The organism is Pseudomonas sp. NFACC05-1 (genome assembly GCF_900100135.1).
Taxonomy (GTDB): domain Bacteria; phylum Pseudomonadota; class Gammaproteobacteria; order Pseudomonadales; family Pseudomonadaceae; genus Aquipseudomonas; species Aquipseudomonas fluorescens_Q.
Genome location: NZ_FMTR01000021.1, coordinates 1 through 17242, shown reverse-complemented (window position 1 = coordinate 17242; position 17242 = coordinate 1). Strand labels below are relative to the sequence as shown.

Genomic DNA, 17242 nt, shown 5'->3' with positions numbered 1-17242 from the left:
ACACCCGGATTGTCCGCTTGAGGAGCATCATGGCTCACGCACCGCAAATCAGAATTCCCGCTACCTATATGCGTGGCGGCACCAGCAAAGGCGTGTTCTTCAGTCTGCAAGACCTGCCCGAAGCGGCCCGTGTCCCAGGCACCGCCCGGGATGCCCTGTTGCTGCGGGTAATCGGCAGCCCCGATCCGTACGAGAAGCAGATCGACGGCATGGGCGGCGCGACGTCCAGCACCAGCAAGACTGTGATCCTGTCCAAGAGCACCCGAGCCGACCACGACGTCGATTACCTGTTCGGCCAGGTGTCCATCGACAAGCCGTTCGTGGACTGGAGCGGCAATTGCGGCAACCTGTCGGCAGCGGTCGGTTCATTCGCTATCAGCAGTGGTTTGGTGGACGCTGGTCGCATCCCACAGAACGGCGTGGCCGTGGTGCGGATCTGGCAGGCCAACATCGGCAAGACCATCATCGCCCATGTGCCGATCACGGACGGCGCGGTGCAGGAAACCGGGGACTTCGAACTCGACGGCGTGACCTTTCCGGCGGCCGAAGTGCAACTGGAATTCATGGACCCGGCGGCCGAGGAAGAGGGCGGTGGTGGCTCGATGTTTCCCACCGGCAATCTGGTGGACGACTTGGAAGTGCCCGGTGTTGGCACCTTCAAGGCGACGCTGATCAACGCGGGGATCCCGACGATTTTCATCAATGCCCGGGACGTCGGCTACATCGGCACCGAGTTGCAGGGCGCCATCAACGGCGATCCCAAGGCATTGGCCATGTTCGAAACCATTCGCGCTCATGGCGCTCTGCGCATGGGCTTGATCAAGCACCTGGACGAAGCCGCCCAGCGCCAGCACACACCGAAAGTGGCGTTCGTCGCGCCGCCGGCGGACTACGTTTCATCCAGCGGAAAAGCCGTCGCGGCCGGGGATGTCGATCTGCTGGTGCGGGCACTGTCCATGGGCAAGCTGCACCACGCCATGATGGGCACGGCGGCGGTGGCCATTGGCACGGCCGCTGCTATTTCCGGCACCGTGGTCAACCTCGCGGCCGGCGGCGTCGAGCGCAACGCGGTGCGTTTTGGGCACCCGTCCGGCACTCTTCGCGTCGGCGCCGAGGCCAGCCAGGTCAACGGCGAATGGACCGTAAAAAAAGCCATCATGAGCCGCAGCGCACGGGTGTTGATGGAAGGGTTTGTGCGGGTGCCGGGGGATGTCTTGAACTGAGTCGAAAAAGCTGTGAGCGAGCTTGCTCGCGATGGCGGTGTGTCAGCCAACATCGCTGTTGGATGTGCTGGCCTCATCGCGAGCAGGCTCGCTCCCACAGGGGATGGCCGTCAGCCTTCCGTCAGCGCGGTAACGACCAGCCCCACATTGCTTTCCAGCTCCGTCACCGGATCGGTCCCATCGGTGCTGAGCACCAACAACTGGCTGCCACCCTCGGTGATGGCGGCTTTCAGCGCCTCCGAAGGCTGGCGATGGTGCAGCACCAGCGCCACGTCGTTGTCTTTCAAGGTCGCGGTCAATTGCTTGAGAGTTTCGGCTGTCCAGTCGGCGTCGGGCCGGGTATCGGTGCTGATGGCGTCCAGGTTGAGCCCGCTGATCAGGTAGCCGAAATGCTCGCTCAGGCTGACCACGCTCAGGTTGTCGGCGCTGGCGAGGCGTTTTTCGCTATCGGCGCTGAGTTTGAGCAGGCGCTGCTTCAGGGCCGCCAGGTTGGCGTCGATCTTCGGTTTGTCCGCCGGGGCCAGGCGCACCAGATCGGCGGCGATCACGTCGGCCATGCGCCCCAGGTTATGACTGGCCATCCACGGTTGGCTCGCCAGGCCGTCGGCCATGCCCGGTTGCACGGCGATACCGGGCAGGGCACCGTCCACCGGGCGCGCGGCATCGACTTCGACGATGCGAATATTGCTGCGTCGGGCCATGGGGTACAGCGGATCGTCCGGCCACAGCGAGCGCAGGCCGATGACCCCGTCAGCAGCGCTGGCCAGTTTGCTCAAGGCCGGCGCGCCACGGCCGCTGAAGTAGGCGCTCTGCCGGGTGCCGGGCAGATTGGCGGGCGCGGCCCGCTCCAGGCTGACCTCGGTGCCCTTGAGCAAGGCTTCCCCCAATCCATAGGTGACTGGCAGCGATGCCAGCAGACGAACCTTTTCGCCGGCGAATGACGAGGTGATGGCCACGCCGCATAACGCGACGGCCAGGCTCAGTTGTCGCAATGAAAAAACCATTTATCCAAGATTCCCTTTGAGGCTGGGGACGACACCGCGGGCGATGGCGCTCAGGGCGAAGGCGATGCCGGCCACCAGGATGATCGCGGCACCGGATGGGATCGGCAGGTCGAACACAATCGGCGCGAGGATCCCGCACAAGGTGCTGGCGGTGGCTATCAGCACTGAACACCAGAAAAAGCCTTTCAATGATTGGCTGAGCAGGCGAGCCGCCGCAGCCGGGATCACCAGCAACGCGCCCACCAGAATGGCGCCGATGACTTTCACTGCCGCCACGGTGATCAGCGTCACCAAGATCACGAACAGGTAGTCCAGTGTCTTGACTGCCACCCCGCGCACTGCCGCCAGTTGCGGGTTGAAGCTGGCGAGCATGATGCGGTTGTACAGCGGCAAGGCCAGGGCCATCACCAGCGAGCCGACCACCGCCAGCACCAGCAGGTCATTGCCATTGACCGTCAGCACCGAGCCGAACAGTACGTTTTCCAGGATGTGCACATTGATCTTGCCCGCCAGGATCAACAGCAGGCTGGCGCCCAAGGCCAGGGACACTGACAGGAATACGCCGATCAGCGTGTCCGGCGCCAAGCCGGTGCGGTTGCGCAGGTAATTGAGCAGGATGCCGAACAACAGGCAGTAGCCGAACAGGCTGCCGTAAGGGCCGGTGTAGGGTTCGCCGAGCAGGATGCCGATGGCCACGCCGGTCAGCGCCGCATGGCCCACCGCCTCGGAGAAAAACGCGAAGCGCTTGACCACCACCAGCGTGCCGAGACCGCCCAGCACCGGGCCGATCAACAACCCGGCCAGCAACGCATTGACCACGAACCCGTAGGCCAGCGCCTCGGGCAGGTAACCGGACGAGGCCCAGCCCTGAACCATCAGACGAAAGGCTTCATAACTCATCAGGCAGCGCTCCCGTTCGTGCGCGGATGGGTGGAAAACAGCGTCAGCAGGCGTTCTGGAGTCAGGATCTGGCGGGGCGGACCGTCGAATAGCACGCGACGATTCAGGCCGGTGACACGGTCGGCCAGGCGCCCGACGGCTTCCAGGTCATGTTCGATCCAAAGCACGGTGATTCCGGCTTGGCGCCAGTCCTGCAGCAATTGCTCGAATACCTGGATACCGGCCTCATCCAGGGCCGACATCGGTTCATCCAGTACCAGCAGTTGCGGCGAGGGAATCAGCCCCTGGGCCAGCAACACTCGCTGGCGCTCACCACCGGACAGCGCGCCCATGCGCCGCTTGCGCTTGTCCTGCATGCCGACCCGCTCCAGGGCCTGGCCAATGGCCCCAGCGTAGTGCTTGCTCAAGCCGAGAAAAGCCGGTCGCCGCTGACACATCGCCGCCATGAAGTCGTCCACCGTCATGGGCAGGCCCCGGTCGAACTCCAGCGCCTGGGGCACGTAGCCGATCACCCCGGGTTCGCCTGGCCATTGCAGGCTCAAGCGTCCCTGGTGTGGCATCTGCCCGAGCAAGGTCTTGATCAGCGAACTCTTGCCGCCGCCATTGGGGCCCACCAAGGCATGGATGCTACCGGGTTCCACCTGAAACGCCACGCGGTCGAGAATGGTGGTGCGGCCCAGGTTCAGGCTGACATCGGCGAACTCGATCAAGGGGCCGACGTGTCGCAGAGTGAGGGTTTCCTGGACGGTCATGCGCCAGACTCCTGGATGGCCCGGACCACGGTGTCGAGGTTGCCGGCCATTTCCTTTTCGTACTTCTCGGGGCTGTAGTCGCCGTAGGAAATATGTGAGAGCGGGTACAGCTTCACGCCCGATTCACGCTGGATGGTGTCGACGTAGGTGGACGGGAAATCCATCTCCGAGAAGATCACCTTCACGTCCAGCTCGCGCAGTTGGTCGATGGTTTTCTTCAATTGGCTGGGGCTTGGTTCGATGCCATGGGCCGGCTCGACCACAGCGGTCACTTCCAGGCCGAATTCGCGCAACAGGTAGTCGTAGGCGGCATGCACCGTGGCGACCCGCAACTCGGCGTTGGGGGCCTGGGTCAGCTTCGCCAGGGCCGCGGCGCGCATCTGCCGCAGGCGCTTGCCGTAGGCGCGGGCGTTCTGGGTGTAGGCCTTGGCGTTGTCCGGGTCGAGCTTGCCCAGCTCTCGGGCGATGTTATTGACCTGAGCGATGGAGGCGCTGATGGACAGGAAAGTATGTGGATTCACGACCTTCCCCGCGCCACGAGCCGCCGTGCCGGTGGCAGCCAGCAGGGGCACGTTTTCATTGGCCTCGATTACTTTCACGTTCGGGGTTTCGCTGGCGGCGATCATGCGGTCGGCGAAGTCATCGTGACCCACGCCGTTGAGCACGATCACGTCGAGGCCGCTGATGCGCTTGATGTCCTCGGCCCGTGGTTCATAGGCATGGGGGTTGAAACCGGCCGGGATCAGCGGCACGACCTCGGCCTTGTCGCCGACGATGTTGCTCACATAGCTGTAATAAGGGTGCAGGGTGATGCCGATGCGCAGACGCTTGGCTGTTTCGGCGCTCACCGGCGAGGTGAACAGGCAGGCCAGCAGGCCGATCAGCAGCAGGCGCAGCAAGGGGCGGCGTTGGGATGCAATAGGCATGGGCAAACGGTCTTCTCTCGAATGAAGGCGTGGGGTCAGTGCCGGTGCTGGCGGGTTACGCCGGCATCGAATTGCGCGACGATCTGTTGCCAGCCGGTGGCGGACAGCGTCGCATCGTCCAGCGCGGTGGGCGTCGCTAGGCCGGTTCCGCGGTTGAGCCAGATGTCCGGGGCGGCGTCGGACGCTTCGCCGATACGCATCAGAAACGAGCCGGCCACCGACGGATTGGCACTGGCGCCGAAGTAAGCCCGGTTCTGCAGTTGTTGCCAGGCGTGGCCGCCCCGGCTGACGGAACTGGCGTCCTGGGCGAATGGCGCGAAGCCTTCTTCGGCCAGGGTTGGCGGACTGGGCAGGGTGGGTTGGTCTTCGCGCAGCAAGCGAATTTCATCCAGGGTCACCCGCAGGTCGGCGTAGATGCCTTGCTCGGCGGCGCTGAGGTCGCGGCGGGCGTCGAGCTGGTTCGAGGCCAGGTGAGGCGTGTCCTCGGCTTTGCCATGCCAGGCCACCACAGACCCGGCGACCACCACGATGACCAGGCAGAGCAGCAACACATACAGGGTTTCATGGCCCGCACCCGCGGGGCGGATGACTTGAGTCGTGGCGTTGCTCATGGGGCCTCGATGTCGGCTTGGTCGATTTCCACCACGTGGCCGGGGCCGGCGTCGAAGAGCACGTAGAATTCGGCGTTCGGTTTCTTGAAGGTCAGCTTCGAGTCGGCGCCGAGCTTGCCCGGGACGAGGATGGTTTCGTCATAACCGATCACGTCCAGGGTCACTCCGGGTGCACCGCTGCCGTCGGAAAAACCTCCGGTGCATTGGATCTGCTCGGCGTCGATGGCCTTGCATTCGCACATCGGGTTGTGGGCCAGGGCACTGGTGCTTGCACCTGCGCAGAACAGCAGCGCCAGGCCCTTGGATAAAGCGCGGAGGGTCATGGTTTGGCTCCTTGGTTCTTCAGCCAGGCAACGGTGGCCGGGGAGGCCTGGCTCAGGGGAATGGAGGCCTGATGCATCGAACCGTCCCAACCTTCGAGGGTTATCCACAGTTCGGCATCGGGCTGGGTCTTTGGTGGAACCGGCAACAAGGCGCCCATGCGATAGGGCGAGCCAAAGAAAATCACCCCGGCGGCCCGCAGGCTGCGGGGCTTGCCGATACGCAGGTAGGTGGCCTTGACCTGACCGATGCAGCTTTGGCACAGGGCGGCGTTGAAGTGTTTCATCGGCCCGGCAGGCCCTTGGACGCGGGGGGCTTCGTTGCGAAATTCGGCCAGGCGCAGGCTCCAGGGACCGACCTGGACTTCACCGACTTCCCGCTCGCCGAGCCCGGCATCGCCGCGAAACAACGACGCCTCCGAGAAATACTTGGGCATGAAGCCCAGGGGAATCAGTAGCAACAGCACGTTGAGGTGAAAGCGCCATTTGTGCCAGAACAGGCTCAGGCGTGACGGTGGCGAGGCTGTGTTGGACGTGTTCACAGGTTGCCCTCCGGCGATTCACGCTGCATGGACGGCTGCAATGCCCGGGCAGCCCGGGCTTCACGTGCAGGTTTTTGGCTGCGCTTGAACGCATTGGCAGTGGCCAGGGCGGTGCGTTTGGTCCAGATCAGCAACCCGCTGAGGACCATCATGCTCAGGATCAAGCCGAAGAAGAACCAGATGAGTTTGATCCAGAGGCCGCCAAAATCCCCGGTGTGCAGTGGGCGCATGGACTCGGTGACGAACTCCAGCGTCGTGCGGTCCGACAGCAACCGCGAGGCCGCCACGTCACCGTTGTAGGGATTGATGGTGGCGGTCTGGTACATCAGCGGGTACCAACCACGGCCGCCGACTTCCAGATGGCTGTAGGCGTTGCCGGGCAGGCTGACAAAGCTCGCTTCCAAGCCCGGGATGCGCTGCCGGGCGATCTCGATGGCCCGGTCCAGGTTCAGTTGCGGCGGCGCAACGCCATCGACGGACAGCGGCACGCTTTCCCGGGCGACGACCGGGATGACCGGGGCGCTGGAGATGGAAATCTGGTTGTCGGACAGCAAGGCTTCGATCAGGAACCAGGTGCCGGTGACGGAGATGACCGCGATGAACCAGATCGACCAGATACCGCTGAGCCGGTGGAAGTCGCCCCAGAAAATGCGGGCACCGTGGCGGATACGCAAGGTTGGACGGAAAAAGCCTTTCCAGAAGCGCTTGTAGACCACCAGCCCGGTCACCAGGGACGCCAGCAACGGTAGCCCCAGGAGCGACACCAGGTACCAGCCCCAGCTGTAGCCGTTGGTGAACGGCACCAACCACCATCCGTGCAGCGCGCGGGTGAAGCCCCTGAAATTGAACGCCGGTGCCGAGCCCTGGATGACGCCGCTGTACGGATTGACGTAGACCGTGTCGGGGCGCCCGTCGGGATAGGTTACCTTGGCCTCCAGTGCAAAATGTGACTCGTCCGGACGCGCGATGCTTTGCACCTGGGTTTGCGGTTGGGCTTGCTTGATCGAGGCAATCACCTGGTCATAGCTGAGCAGCGGGGCATCGTCCGAGGGCTTGCTGGCACGCATGTCAGGGTTGACCAGCCAGACGATCTCCTGGCTGACCACCGCGAGGGTGCCGGTCACGCAAACGATGAGCACGAAAAACCAGATGGGCAGTGCCAGCCAGCTATGGACCAGGAACCAGAGTTTGGAGCGGGATTTCTTCGACATGATTGAACGTCTTGATTCGATGAAAGGTTCGGTATTACGGGCTTCGCAGTACCGTGAACCGTAAAAGGCAGGCCGTGGCTTTTGCCGACGCGGCCTACTGCATCTAATTAAGACGAACGAGCGAGCGAAATCCCGAAAAGGAAGATGAAAGAAAATGTTTCGCGTTTAGTTTCAGTGCTTTTTGTGGCCAGGGAGCTCGGCTCCCTGGCCACAAGGGCAGGGAGCTTCTGGGCAATCAGCCTTGCTGTTGGAACATCTCCCTGGCCCGTTGCTCGATCTGTTCCTGGCTCAGATCTTCCTTGTGCGTCGCCAGGAACCACAGATGCCCATAGGGATCTTTCAAGGTGCCGGTACGATCGCCGTAAAACTGGTCCTTGACCTCTGAAATCACTGTGCCACCAGCCGCAATGGCCTGGGCAAATGCGCTGTCCACGTCTTCGACATATAAATGCAGGCCGACCGATGGCGATTTGTCCGGGTTGCTCAGTGGGCCTTGGTCGCAAGGCGTGCCGAGCATGATAGGAAACCCGTTGATCCGCAGTTCGGCATGCCCGATGCCTCCGTCGGGCATGGCCAAGCGCATGACCTCGGTGGCATTGAAGGCTTTTTTGTAGAAGTCGATGGCTTCGGCAGCTTTTTGAATGCCCAGGTAGGGCGTGATGTTATGGAAACCTTCGGGAATGGCTTTGACACCCATGACGGTTCTCCTTGTTGTTATGGGAGGCGAAGAGAGTCTTCGTCGTTTTGCGCCCATCCACTATAGGTCAGCCGCCGTGGACGGGCTCATGTCCCGACGAACGCTTCACGGCTGCTCCAGCAGGTGAGCCCCTGGCCCGTGTTTGCCCAGCACGTCGCCCTGATTGCGCAGCGGGCAAGCCTCCATCGACAGGCATCCGCAGCCGATGCAGCCGTTGAGTCGATCACGCAGCGCCACCAATTGGTTGATGCGCTCGTCCAGGTCCCGGCTCCACTGCGCCGACAAGGTCTGCCAGTCGGCGGCCGTTGGCGCACGGTTGTCCGGCAGGTTGTTCAACGCCTCGCCGATCTCCGCCAAAGGAATACCCAGGCGCTGGGCAACCTTGATCAGCGCCACGCGGCGCAATACTGCCCGTGAGTAGCGACGTTGGTTGCCCTGGTTGCGCGTGCTTTTGATCAGCCCCTTGGATTCATAGAAGTGCAGGGCCGTGACCGCCACGCCGCTGCGGGCGGCCACCTGGCCGACGGTGAGTTCCTTGTGGATATCGATCTGCGTCATCGCTTCGATTCGCTGCTTGACCTAAAGTTAACTTGAGGTTTTACCCTGCACGCGTTCGGGTCGCAAGATCCGCCTTACGTGCAGAGGGGACCTTTCATGCAATCACCAAGGAACAACCGCAGTTTCACCCAGTTGATGGAGTTCGATATCGAACCGCAATGGCAGCAGGCGCTGGTAACCGCCTTGTCGGAACAAACCGAGCGCCTGGCTCGGGACCACCCGGGGTTCCTGAGTGCCAGTATCCAGGCCAGCGAGGATGGTCGGCGGGTGCTCAACTATTTGCAGTGGCAAACCCGCGAGGCAGGCGAGGCGGCGCTTCAAAGCTTCGAAACGGGCGAGCGGGATTTCTGGTGGCTGATCCAGGCTCATCGAGCCAAAGCCGTGACGTTTGGCTCGTTCCAAGTGCTGCACAACATCGAGCGCAGTCTGGACAACGCGTTGCATTGCCAGTTGGTCGACTGAGTGCAGCGGCTGATCCGCAAAGGCAATAGCCACTATCGAGAGGGTTGATTTCTGCCGCGCAGGGCTGGCGGGTAGCCTTTGTTCATCGCCCAACTCCAGAACACCGGACACTTGCCATGAACCGTACCCTTGCTGTTTTGCTGCTGTTGACCGCCACCCTCCTGGGCGGTTGCGCCAGTTCTTCCCCGGAGCTGCGCCCCTACACCGCCGACGAGACCCGCGAACTGGCGCTTGAGGCCCTGAATCGCCGCGGCCTCTCGTTCGATGAATACCACGCGAAAAAAGCCGAGTTACTCGGTTCGTCGCAGAAAAACGTGGGTTTCGACGATCAGGGCCAGATGAGTGCCGAGCGGGTCGTGCAACAGCCAGGCCGGTCAAGTTGAGGGACTGTACCGCTTAAAGTTTTGCCCAACTGTCCGTGGGTTTGCGCCAAGGCGTGGGGTAGGGTCGTGACTTGACTGATCGCCCTGATGGACTGCCTTGAAATGACCCTTTCGCTTGACCTGCTGCTGGGCTTCGCCCTGTTTGCCCTGGTGACCTCGATCACGCCTGGCCCTAACAACACCATGTTGTTGGCCTCGGGTGTCAATTTCGGTTTCAACCGCACCATTCCTCACATGCTGGGTATTACCTGCGGCTTCTTTTCCCTGGTGCTGGCGGTGGGCCTTGGCCTGGGCGCGGTGTTCCAGACTTATCCACTGCTTTATACCGCGCTGCGCTACATCGGCGCGGCGTATCTGTTGTACCTGGCGTGGAAAATCGCCCACTCCGGTCCGGTTTCGGAAAGCCAGCCGGGAGACAATACGCCGATCAGCTACTGGGGCGCGGCGGCGTTCCAATGGGTCAATCCCAAGGCCTGGATCATGGCCATCGGTGCCATCAGTACGTACACGCCACTTCAGGGTTATTTCTTTAACGTGTTGGTGATCGCGGCGGTGTTTGCCCTGATCAACCTGCCAAGCGTGAGTCTGTGGGTGGTGTGCGGCAGCCTGTTGCGCAACCTGTTGCGTGATCGTCGCTGGTTGCGCCTGTTCAACTGGGGCATGGCGCTGCTGTTGGTCGCTTCGCTGTATCCATTGTTGCTCGAAAGCATCAGTTGAGGGCTGAGCTTCGCCGCGATGCCTGCTAAGCTCGCTGTTCAGGAGCGTTCCTACGCACTTTTAAACGAAGTCCGACTTCTTTAAGGTCTTTGATCAGGTATTGCTAGTCTCGAACCCAACGAGGGCGCCTGATCCCGGAGCAGGCTCTGCGAGTTTCCTATGAATAAACGTCCTTTGTATTTCGACTACGCCGCCACCACGCCGGTGGATGAGCGGGTCATCCGGGTCATGGTCGAGTGTCTGGGCTTTGACGGCAACTTTGGCAACCCGGCTTCCAGTTCCCATGCCTTCGGCCAGGAGGCTCGGCGCTCGGTAGAGCGTGCCCGCCAGCAGGTGGCGCAACTGGTCGGGGCTCAGCCCGAACAGATCGTCTGGACGTCCGGCGCTACCGAGTCCAATAATCTGGCCCTCAAGGGGGTGGCCCAGGCGCGCGGTGGTTCCGCCGGCCATATCATCACCAGTCTGATCGAACACAAGGCGATTCTCGATACGGCGCGCCAGCTTGAAGAGAGCGGCGTCGCGGTGACCTGGCTGGCGCCGGACGCCGAGGGCCTGATCAGCCCGCAAGCGGTTCGCGAGGCGTTACGCGAAGACACGTTCCTGGTGTCGCTGATGCTGGTGAACAACGAGTTGGGCACCGTCAACGACGTCATCGCCATCGGCGAGATCGTTCGCGCGCACGGTGCGCTGTTTCATGTGGACGCAGCCCAGGGCGCCGGGAAGGTGCAGATCGACCTGTCTCGTTGGCCGGTGGACCTGATGTCTTTTTCCGCGCATAAGATCTACGGCCCCAAGGGCATCGGTGCGCTCTACGTCGGCGACTGTGCCCGGCCACGGCTGTCGGCACAGATTCACGGCGGTGGGCATGAAGGTGGTTTGCGCTCCGGGACCCTGGCGACCCACCAGATCGCAGCCATGGGCGCCGCATTCGAACTCGCGGCCGAGGCATTCGAGGAAGAACTCGCTAAAATCGCCCGGTTGCGCAATCGTTTGCTTGAGCCGCTGCGGGCCTTGCCCGGTGTGCGTATAAACGGCAGTGCGAGCCGCCGGATTCCCCACACGCTGAGCCTGACCTTCAACGAAGGTGAGTTCAACCCGGCGGCGTTGAGCGCATCGATTGCATTTTCCGCCACCTCGGCCTGCAATTCGGCGCAGAACAGCCCGTCCCACGTGCTGCTGGCCCTGGGGCACGATGCGCGCGCGGCCGGGCGAACCATTCGCCTGAGCCTGGGCCGCTTTACCACTGAACAGGATATCGACGAGGCGGTGCGGCTGATCCAGGCGGCGTGCGCGACTGCGCCGGCGTTCTGGGCCACGACCCCATAAGCCGTTTTCGGCATCGAACAACAATATCAATGAGCAGGAGAAACAATGAGCACCGAGCCTTTGTCCCGTGGACTGGTTCCCCAGCGCCTGGCCAAAATCCGCCAACTGATGAGCCGAGAGGGCATTCATGCGCTTCTGGTGCCATCGGCCGACCCGCATCTGTCCGAATATCTGCCGGGCTATTGGCAGGGGCGGCAATGGTTGTCAGGCTTCCATGGCTCGGTGGGTACCTTGATCGTGACGGGCAGTTTCGCTGGCGTCTGGGCCGATAGCCGTTATTGGGAGCAGGCCACCAAGGAACTGGAGGGCAGTGGTATCGAACTGGTCAAGCTCATTCCCGGCCAACCCGGCCCCTTGGACTGGCTGGCGGAACAAACGCCTGAGGGTGGGGTGGTCGCCGTCGACGGTGCGGTCATGGCCGTGGCATCGGCCCGAACCCTGGGGGGCAAACTTGCGGAGCGTGGCGCGCGGTTGCGTACCGACATCGACCTGCTCAAGGAGGCCTGGAGCGATCGCCCAAGCTTGCCGGATCAGCCGGTCTATGCCCATTTGCCGCCCCAGGCGACCGTCAGCCGGGTCGAGAAACTCACCAAGCTGCGCGAATCCCTCAAGGAGCGTGGTGCCGACTGGCATTTCATCGCCACGCTGGATGACATCGCCTGGTTGTTCAACCTGCGCGGCGCGGATGTGTCGTTCAACCCGGTATTCGTCTCCTTTGCCTTGATCGGCCAGCAACAGGCGACGCTGTTCGTGGCCCTGGACAAGGTTGACGCAGCGCTGCGTGCCGTTCTTGAACAGGACGGCGTGACCCTGCGCGATTACAGCGAAGCCGCCGGCGCTTTGCGTGAAGTGCCGGACGGTGCGAGCCTGCAGATCGATCCGGCGCGGGTGACGGTCGGCTTGCTGGATAATCTGGGCAGCGGCGTGAAGCTGGTCGAAGGTCTCAACCCAACGACGCTGGCCAAGTCCCGAAAAAGCCTGGCCGATGCCGAGCACATCCGTCGGGCCATGGAGCAGGATGGCGCGGCGCTCTGTGAGTTCTTCGCCTGGCTGGAAGGGGCCTGGGGGCGCGAGCGCATCACCGAATTGACCATCGACGAGCACCTGACCGCCGCCCGCACGCGCCGGCCGGACTTCGTCTCCCTGAGTTTCAACACCATCGCCGCCTTTAACGCCAACGGCGCGATGCCTCATTACCACGCCACGGAAGAAGCCCATGCGGTCATCGAAGGTGATGGCCTGTTGCTGATCGATTCTGGCGGCCAGTACTTGGGGGGCACCACCGATATCACTCGCATGGTGCCGGTCGGCACACCCACTGCCGAGCAGAAACGTGATTGCACGCGCGTGCTCAAGGGCGTGATTGCCCTGTCCCGGGCCAAATTCCCACGGGGCATTCTTTCGCCGTTGCTGGATGCCATCGCGCGCGCACCGATCTGGGCAGAGCAGGTGGATTACGGCCACGGCACCGGTCATGGCGTCGGCTATTTCCTCAATGTCCACGAAGGCCCGCAGGTGATTGCCTATCAAGCCGCTGCCGCGCCGCAAACGGCGATGCAGGTTGGCATGATCACCTCCATCGAGCCGGGCACTTATCGTCCCGGTCGCTGGGGTGTGCGTATCGAGAACCTGGTGTTGAACCGTGAAGCCGGAAGCAGCGAGTTCGGCGAGTTCCTTGAGTTCGAAACCCTGACCCTGTGCCCGATCGACACCCGCTGCCTGGAACCTTCTTTGCTGACCCAGGACGAAAAAGACTGGTTCAACGCTTACCACGCCGAGGTTCAGCGTCGTTTGGGTCCCTTGCTGGACGGTGACGCACTGCAATGGCTGAACACGCGAACGATGGCCATTTGAAGTAGAGGATCAGGCAAGGGCTTCACGGACGAAGTCCAACCGATCCTGGCCGAAGAACAACTCGTTGCCGACAAACATGCTCGGGGCGCCGAACACGCCCCGTGCGACGGCTTCTTCAGTGGCGGTCTTGAGGGCTTGCTTGACCTGCTCGTCGTTCGTCAGGGCCAGCACATAGTCGGCGTCGAAACCGCCTTCGTTCAGGACTGCTGCGACGGTCGTGGGGTCATTGAGGTTGCGGGCGTCCACCCAAAAGGCGCGGAACAGGCAATCGACGAAGGCCTCGAAGCGTTCAGGTTGGCGCAATTGCATGCCAGTCACCGCGCGCATCAGTTGCAGTGTATTGATGGGGAAGTGTGGATTGAACTTGAAAGCGACCCCATAGCGCTTGGCGAAGCGATTCAGATCCTTGAACAGGTAAGGATTCTTGGCCGGCACTGTCGCTGGTGATGCATTGCCGGTTGCCTTGAAGACGCCACCCAATAACATCGGGCGATAGATCAGCTGGCTGTTGGTCTGCGCGCACAGTGTCGGCAACTGGGTGTAGGCCAGGTACGTAGTCGGGCTGCCGAAATCGAAGTAAAACTCCACCGATTTGCTCATGGGATCTGCTCTCTTGTTGTGTGAGGGGAGGTTTACCAGCGTTCGCTCCAGGGCCGCAGGTCCAGTTCGAAGGTCCAGGCGTCGCGGGGTTGGCTGTGCAGGTACCAGTAATTGTCGGCGATGTGTTCAGGGTTCAGGATGCCGTCCTGATCCTTGGTGGCATATTTCTCCGGGAAATTATCGCGGATGAAGTCAGTGTCGATGGCGCCGTCCACCACCACGTGGGCCACGTGAATATTCATCGGTCCCAGCTCACGGGCCATGCTCTGGGCCAGTGCCCGGATGCCATGCTTGGCGCCCGCGAATGCGGCAAACCCCGAAGCGCCACGCAATCCCGCCGTTGCCCCGGTAAACAGAATTGTCCCGCGCTGGCGCTTGACCATGCGCTTGGCCACTTCCCGTGCATTGAGAAAGCCTGAGAAACAGGCCATTTCCCAGATCTTGAAATACTTGCGTGCGGTTTCTTCGAGGATGCTGCAGGGGACGTTGGCGCCGATGTTGAACACAAAGGCTTCGATCGGGCCGATCTGGTTCTCGATTTGCTCGATGAGTGCGATCACGTCGTCCTCTTTGCGTGCATCGCAGGCAAACCCGTGGGCTTCGCCGCCTTGGGCGCGGATTCCATCCACCAGGGGTTCGAGTTTGTCGGCGCTGCGACGGGTAACACAGGCCACAAAACCTTCCTGCGCAAAGCGTTTGGCAATCGCTCCGCCGGTGGCATCGCCCGCGCCAACAACCAGTACGACCTTCTTGTTATTCATGGTCAGCCTCATTGGTAAACGATCGTTAACTAAACGGACGTTATGCTAAGATCCGGCAAGCGTCAAGGTGAGCAATCAGGGGCAGGAACCATGCGATATTCAGCCAATCACAAAATGGAAACCCGCGAGAAACTGCTCGCCAGCAGTGCCGTCTCTGCCAAGAAGTCGGGTTTCTCCACGGTCGGCGTCGATGGTTTGATGAAAGCTATCGGGTTGAGCGGCGGTGCGTTTTATAGCCACTTCTCATCGAAGGATGAGCTTTTCAAGGCCATTGTTGAGCGGGAATTGGCCCAAAGCCTGGATCGTCTGAGTGGCGACGGTGCGATGGACTCAATGAAGCTGGAGCGCTGCCTCAAGCAGTACCTGAGCATGAGCCACGTTGAGCAGCCCGAAGCAGGGTGTGCGTTACCGGTGCTGGGTGCCGAGATCGCGCGATCGGATGTCCAGGTGAGGGAGGCGGCGCAAACGTGGATCTGTCGTTTGCACGAAAGCTGGGCGCGGATATTGGGAAGCGACAGTCTGGCCTGGGCAATCCTGTCTCAATGCGTGGGAGCATTGGTGGTTGCGCGGATGCTGGTCACGCCGCAGGTCCAGCGTGACGTCCTCAAATCCAGTCATGAGGAGATTAGGCGCCGAATGGCCGAGCAAGGGCTCGACTGACGTGGCCTATTTACAGATGACGATCATGCTGCGGCTGGTATAGCCAGCGGGGTTGAGCCCGAAGGGATAATCCCCGGGCTCCTCGACGGCGTCGCCGGACTTGGCAATGACCTTGTAACCCTTGGGAGCACATGAATTGGCGGCGCTGGCGGCGCACTGATCCCAGGATGAGGACAGGCCGGAGCAGTTGATGTGCAGGCCTTTCTTGCCGCGCTTGACTTCAGTTTTCGATGTTGCCGCACAGCCTGCTACTGCAAGTACGGCGATCAGTATCAAAATTCGTTTCATTCCCGTCCTTATAATCGTCGTGGATCTTGTGTCCACGTACGATTGTGTTCGCTCTTGCTTGAAGCGTTCATGACGTCCTGTATGAAAAAATCCATGTCTGACATTGGGTTACCGGTCTAAACATGGCCTAAATGCGGGGCAAATACCAGACCTTCGTTAAATCCTGCTTCAATCTGCCGCGACGGCAGGCTTCGCAGTGTTGCCCATGGTCATCGTTGCGCCGACCGACGCGAGGATGATGCAGGTAATGGCGAGCCATTGGGCCAAGGACAAGTACTCCTGCAGAAAGACTAGCCCCGACAGGGCCGCGACTGCCGGTTCGACGCTCATCAGAGTACCGAAAGTGCGGGCTGGCATTCGGGTCAGGGAGATCATTTCCAGGGTGTAGGGCAGGGCCGTAGACAGGATGGCGACGCCGATGGCGATTGGAATCAGGCTCGGTGTGAGCAGTGCGGCACCCGCGTGCACGATACCAATCGGTGCGACGAACAGAGCGGCGATCATTACCCCCAAAGCGGCGGTTTGTACGCCATTGTCCGCACCGGCTTTCTGGCCAAACAGGATGTACAACGCCCAGCAAACACCTGCGCCCAGCGCGTAGCCGGCTCCAAGCAGGTCAATACCGGCATTGGTCGCACCGGTCGGTATAAGCAGAAGCAGGCCAGCGACTGCCAGGGCGATCCAGAGAAAATCGATTGCCCTGCGTGAGGCGTATATGGCGACTGCCAGGGGGCCGGTGAACTCCAGTGCTACGGCAATGCCCAGTGGAACGGTACGAACCGACATATAGAAGAGAAAGTTCATGCCGCCCAATGCCATCCCGTAAACGATCACGGTGCGCAGGGATTGGGCGGTGAGCTTGGCGCGCCAGGGACGTAGCAATAACAGCATGATGAGGCTGGCAAAAATGAGTCGCAGCGTTGTTGTGCCCTGTGCGCCCACTACAGGGAACATGCTTTTGGCGAGGGAGGCTCCCGATTGAATGGAGGCCATGGCTATTAATAGTAGGGCAACCGGATACAGGGTGGCGGCCAGGCTGCGATGTGGAGGGGGTGTCATTACGAAGTGTCGTCCAGAATAAAGGCGGGGGGCAATGTTGAGCAGTATATTGCGCATATGCAGCGATTCCGTCTATATACCGGGCAGATTTAAGTGTCATGTCGGGCTAAAGATAGAAAAATCAAATTAAGGGTTGACGGCAGATTCTGGAAGTCTATAATTCGCCCCACTTCCGGCGCAGTCGAAACGGAAAACTCCTTGAGATTCAATGAGTTAAGTAGGTTTCGAAGGTGCGGGGCTTCAGTTCATCGAAGCCCGGAAGGAGCAGGTGGAGCGGTGTTGTTTGGCTCTATCGGCGGTTCGATCTTCTCGGTCGAAAGCGGTGAAAAAGAGGTGTTGACAGCAGCGAGTAACGCTGTAGAATTCGCCTCCCGCTAACGAGAGATCG

Annotated in this window: 21 protein-coding genes; 7 read left to right on the top strand and 14 right to left on the bottom strand. The window is 61.4% G+C overall.

The window, feature by feature from the left end; genetic code table 11:
- Positions 1-29: 29 nt before the first annotated feature.
- Positions 30-1223 (top strand): 2-methylaconitate cis-trans isomerase PrpF, encoded by a 1194-nt coding sequence (gene prpF, locus BLO97_RS23830; protein ID WP_092348478.1) that lies wholly within the window; start codon positions 30-32, stop codon positions 1221-1223.
- A 110-nt stretch (positions 1224-1333) separates the two neighbouring features.
- Here prpF and BLO97_RS23825 read toward each other — a convergent pair whose 3' ends face one another.
- The 10 genes from BLO97_RS23825 to soxR all read right to left on the bottom strand — a co-directional run bounded on the left by BLO97_RS23825 (position 1334) and on the right by soxR (position 8744).
- The gene (locus BLO97_RS23825) at positions 1334-2227 is read right to left on the bottom strand and encodes a metal ABC transporter solute-binding protein, Zn/Mn family (protein ID WP_092348475.1); all 894 of its coding nucleotides are present in this window, start codon (positions 2225-2227) and stop codon (positions 1334-1336) included.
- The gene (locus BLO97_RS23820; RefSeq protein WP_003204050.1) at positions 2228-3127 is read right to left on the bottom strand and encodes a metal ABC transporter permease; all 900 of its coding nucleotides are present in this window, start codon (positions 3125-3127) and stop codon (positions 2228-2230) included.
- Positions 3127-3879: a metal ABC transporter ATP-binding protein gene (locus BLO97_RS23815; RefSeq protein WP_072348744.1), complete on the bottom strand. Its 753-nt coding sequence runs from the start codon at positions 3877-3879 to the stop codon at positions 3127-3129. Before BLO97_RS23815 ends, BLO97_RS23820 begins: the two co-directional genes overlap by 1 nt.
- Positions 3876-4805, bottom strand: a complete 930-nt coding sequence (locus BLO97_RS23810) for a metal ABC transporter substrate-binding protein (RefSeq protein ID WP_072348746.1) — start codon at positions 4803-4805, stop codon at positions 3876-3878. Before BLO97_RS23810 ends, BLO97_RS23815 begins: the two co-directional genes overlap by 4 nt.
- Positions 4806-4840: 35 nt before the next feature.
- A complete protein-coding gene (locus BLO97_RS23805; RefSeq protein WP_092348472.1) occupies positions 4841-5416 on the bottom strand; it encodes a DUF6162 family protein in 576 nt (191 codons plus the stop codon).
- On the bottom strand, positions 5413-5739 hold the full coding sequence (locus BLO97_RS23800) for a hypothetical protein (RefSeq protein ID WP_063325011.1): 327 nt from the start codon (positions 5737-5739) through the stop codon (positions 5413-5415). The genes BLO97_RS23805 and BLO97_RS23800 overlap by 4 nt, the downstream gene beginning before the upstream one ends.
- Positions 5736-6278, bottom strand: a complete 543-nt coding sequence (locus BLO97_RS23795) for a thiamine pyrophosphate-binding protein (RefSeq protein WP_092348469.1) — start codon at positions 6276-6278, stop codon at positions 5736-5738. Before BLO97_RS23795 ends, BLO97_RS23800 begins: the two co-directional genes overlap by 4 nt.
- Positions 6275-7489, bottom strand: a complete 1215-nt coding sequence (locus tag BLO97_RS23790; RefSeq protein ID WP_092348466.1) for a PepSY-associated TM helix domain-containing protein — start codon at positions 7487-7489, stop codon at positions 6275-6277. The genes BLO97_RS23795 and BLO97_RS23790 overlap by 4 nt, the downstream gene beginning before the upstream one ends.
- Before the next feature lie 235 nt (positions 7490-7724).
- Positions 7725-8186 (bottom strand): VOC family protein, encoded by a 462-nt coding sequence (locus tag BLO97_RS23785; RefSeq protein ID WP_092348463.1) that lies wholly within the window; start codon positions 8184-8186, stop codon positions 7725-7727.
- A 105-nt stretch (positions 8187-8291) separates the two neighbouring features.
- Positions 8292-8744, bottom strand: a complete 453-nt coding sequence (gene soxR / locus BLO97_RS23780) for a redox-sensitive transcriptional activator SoxR (protein ID WP_072348756.1) — start codon at positions 8742-8744, stop codon at positions 8292-8294.
- A gap of 96 nt (positions 8745-8840) precedes the next feature.
- Between soxR and BLO97_RS23775 the strand changes: the two genes are divergently transcribed.
- From BLO97_RS23775 to BLO97_RS23755, 5 genes are all read left to right on the top strand, one after another.
- A complete protein-coding gene (locus BLO97_RS23775) occupies positions 8841-9206 on the top strand; it encodes an antibiotic biosynthesis monooxygenase (protein ID WP_092348460.1) in 366 nt (121 codons plus the stop codon).
- 116 nt (positions 9207-9322) lie between these two features.
- Complete coding sequence (locus tag BLO97_RS23770) at positions 9323-9589, top strand: hypothetical protein (RefSeq protein WP_092147440.1); 267 nt, start codon at positions 9323-9325, stop codon at positions 9587-9589.
- A 102-nt stretch (positions 9590-9691) separates the two neighbouring features.
- The gene (locus tag BLO97_RS23765; RefSeq protein WP_014337373.1) at positions 9692-10306 is read left to right on the top strand and encodes a LysE family translocator; all 615 of its coding nucleotides are present in this window, start codon (positions 9692-9694) and stop codon (positions 10304-10306) included.
- A gap of 159 nt (positions 10307-10465) precedes the next feature.
- Positions 10466-11632, top strand: coding sequence for a cysteine desulfurase family protein (locus BLO97_RS23760; RefSeq protein ID WP_092348457.1), 1167 nt, complete (start codon positions 10466-10468; stop codon positions 11630-11632).
- A 45-nt stretch (positions 11633-11677) separates the two neighbouring features.
- Positions 11678-13486: an aminopeptidase P family protein gene (locus tag BLO97_RS23755; protein WP_092348454.1), complete on the top strand. Its 1809-nt coding sequence runs from the start codon at positions 11678-11680 to the stop codon at positions 13484-13486.
- A 9-nt stretch (positions 13487-13495) separates the two neighbouring features.
- On the opposite strand, the gene BLO97_RS23750 is transcribed toward BLO97_RS23755, so the two are convergent.
- Both BLO97_RS23750 and BLO97_RS23745 read right to left on the bottom strand, forming a co-directional pair.
- On the bottom strand, positions 13496-14086 hold the full coding sequence (locus tag BLO97_RS23750; protein WP_072348767.1) for a 2-hydroxychromene-2-carboxylate isomerase: 591 nt from the start codon (positions 14084-14086) through the stop codon (positions 13496-13498).
- 32 nt (positions 14087-14118) lie between these two features.
- Positions 14119-14847: an SDR family oxidoreductase gene (locus BLO97_RS23745; protein ID WP_063325020.1), complete on the bottom strand. Its 729-nt coding sequence runs from the start codon at positions 14845-14847 to the stop codon at positions 14119-14121.
- A 90-nt stretch (positions 14848-14937) separates the two neighbouring features.
- On the opposite strand from BLO97_RS23745, the gene BLO97_RS23740 reads away from it, so the two are divergent.
- Complete coding sequence (locus BLO97_RS23740) at positions 14938-15507, top strand: TetR/AcrR family transcriptional regulator (protein WP_018600292.1); 570 nt, start codon at positions 14938-14940, stop codon at positions 15505-15507.
- Between the two features lie 6 nt (positions 15508-15513).
- On the opposite strand, the gene BLO97_RS23735 is transcribed toward BLO97_RS23740, so the two are convergent.
- Entirely contained in the window at positions 15514-15795 is a 282-nt protein-coding gene (locus BLO97_RS23735) for a hypothetical protein (RefSeq protein ID WP_014337379.1), read from the bottom strand.
- Positions 15796-15963: 168 nt separating this feature from the next.
- On the bottom strand, positions 15964-16854 hold the full coding sequence (gene rhtA / locus BLO97_RS23730; protein WP_072348772.1) for a threonine/homoserine exporter RhtA: 891 nt from the start codon (positions 16852-16854) through the stop codon (positions 15964-15966).
- Between the last annotated feature and the right edge of the window lie 388 nt (positions 16855-17242).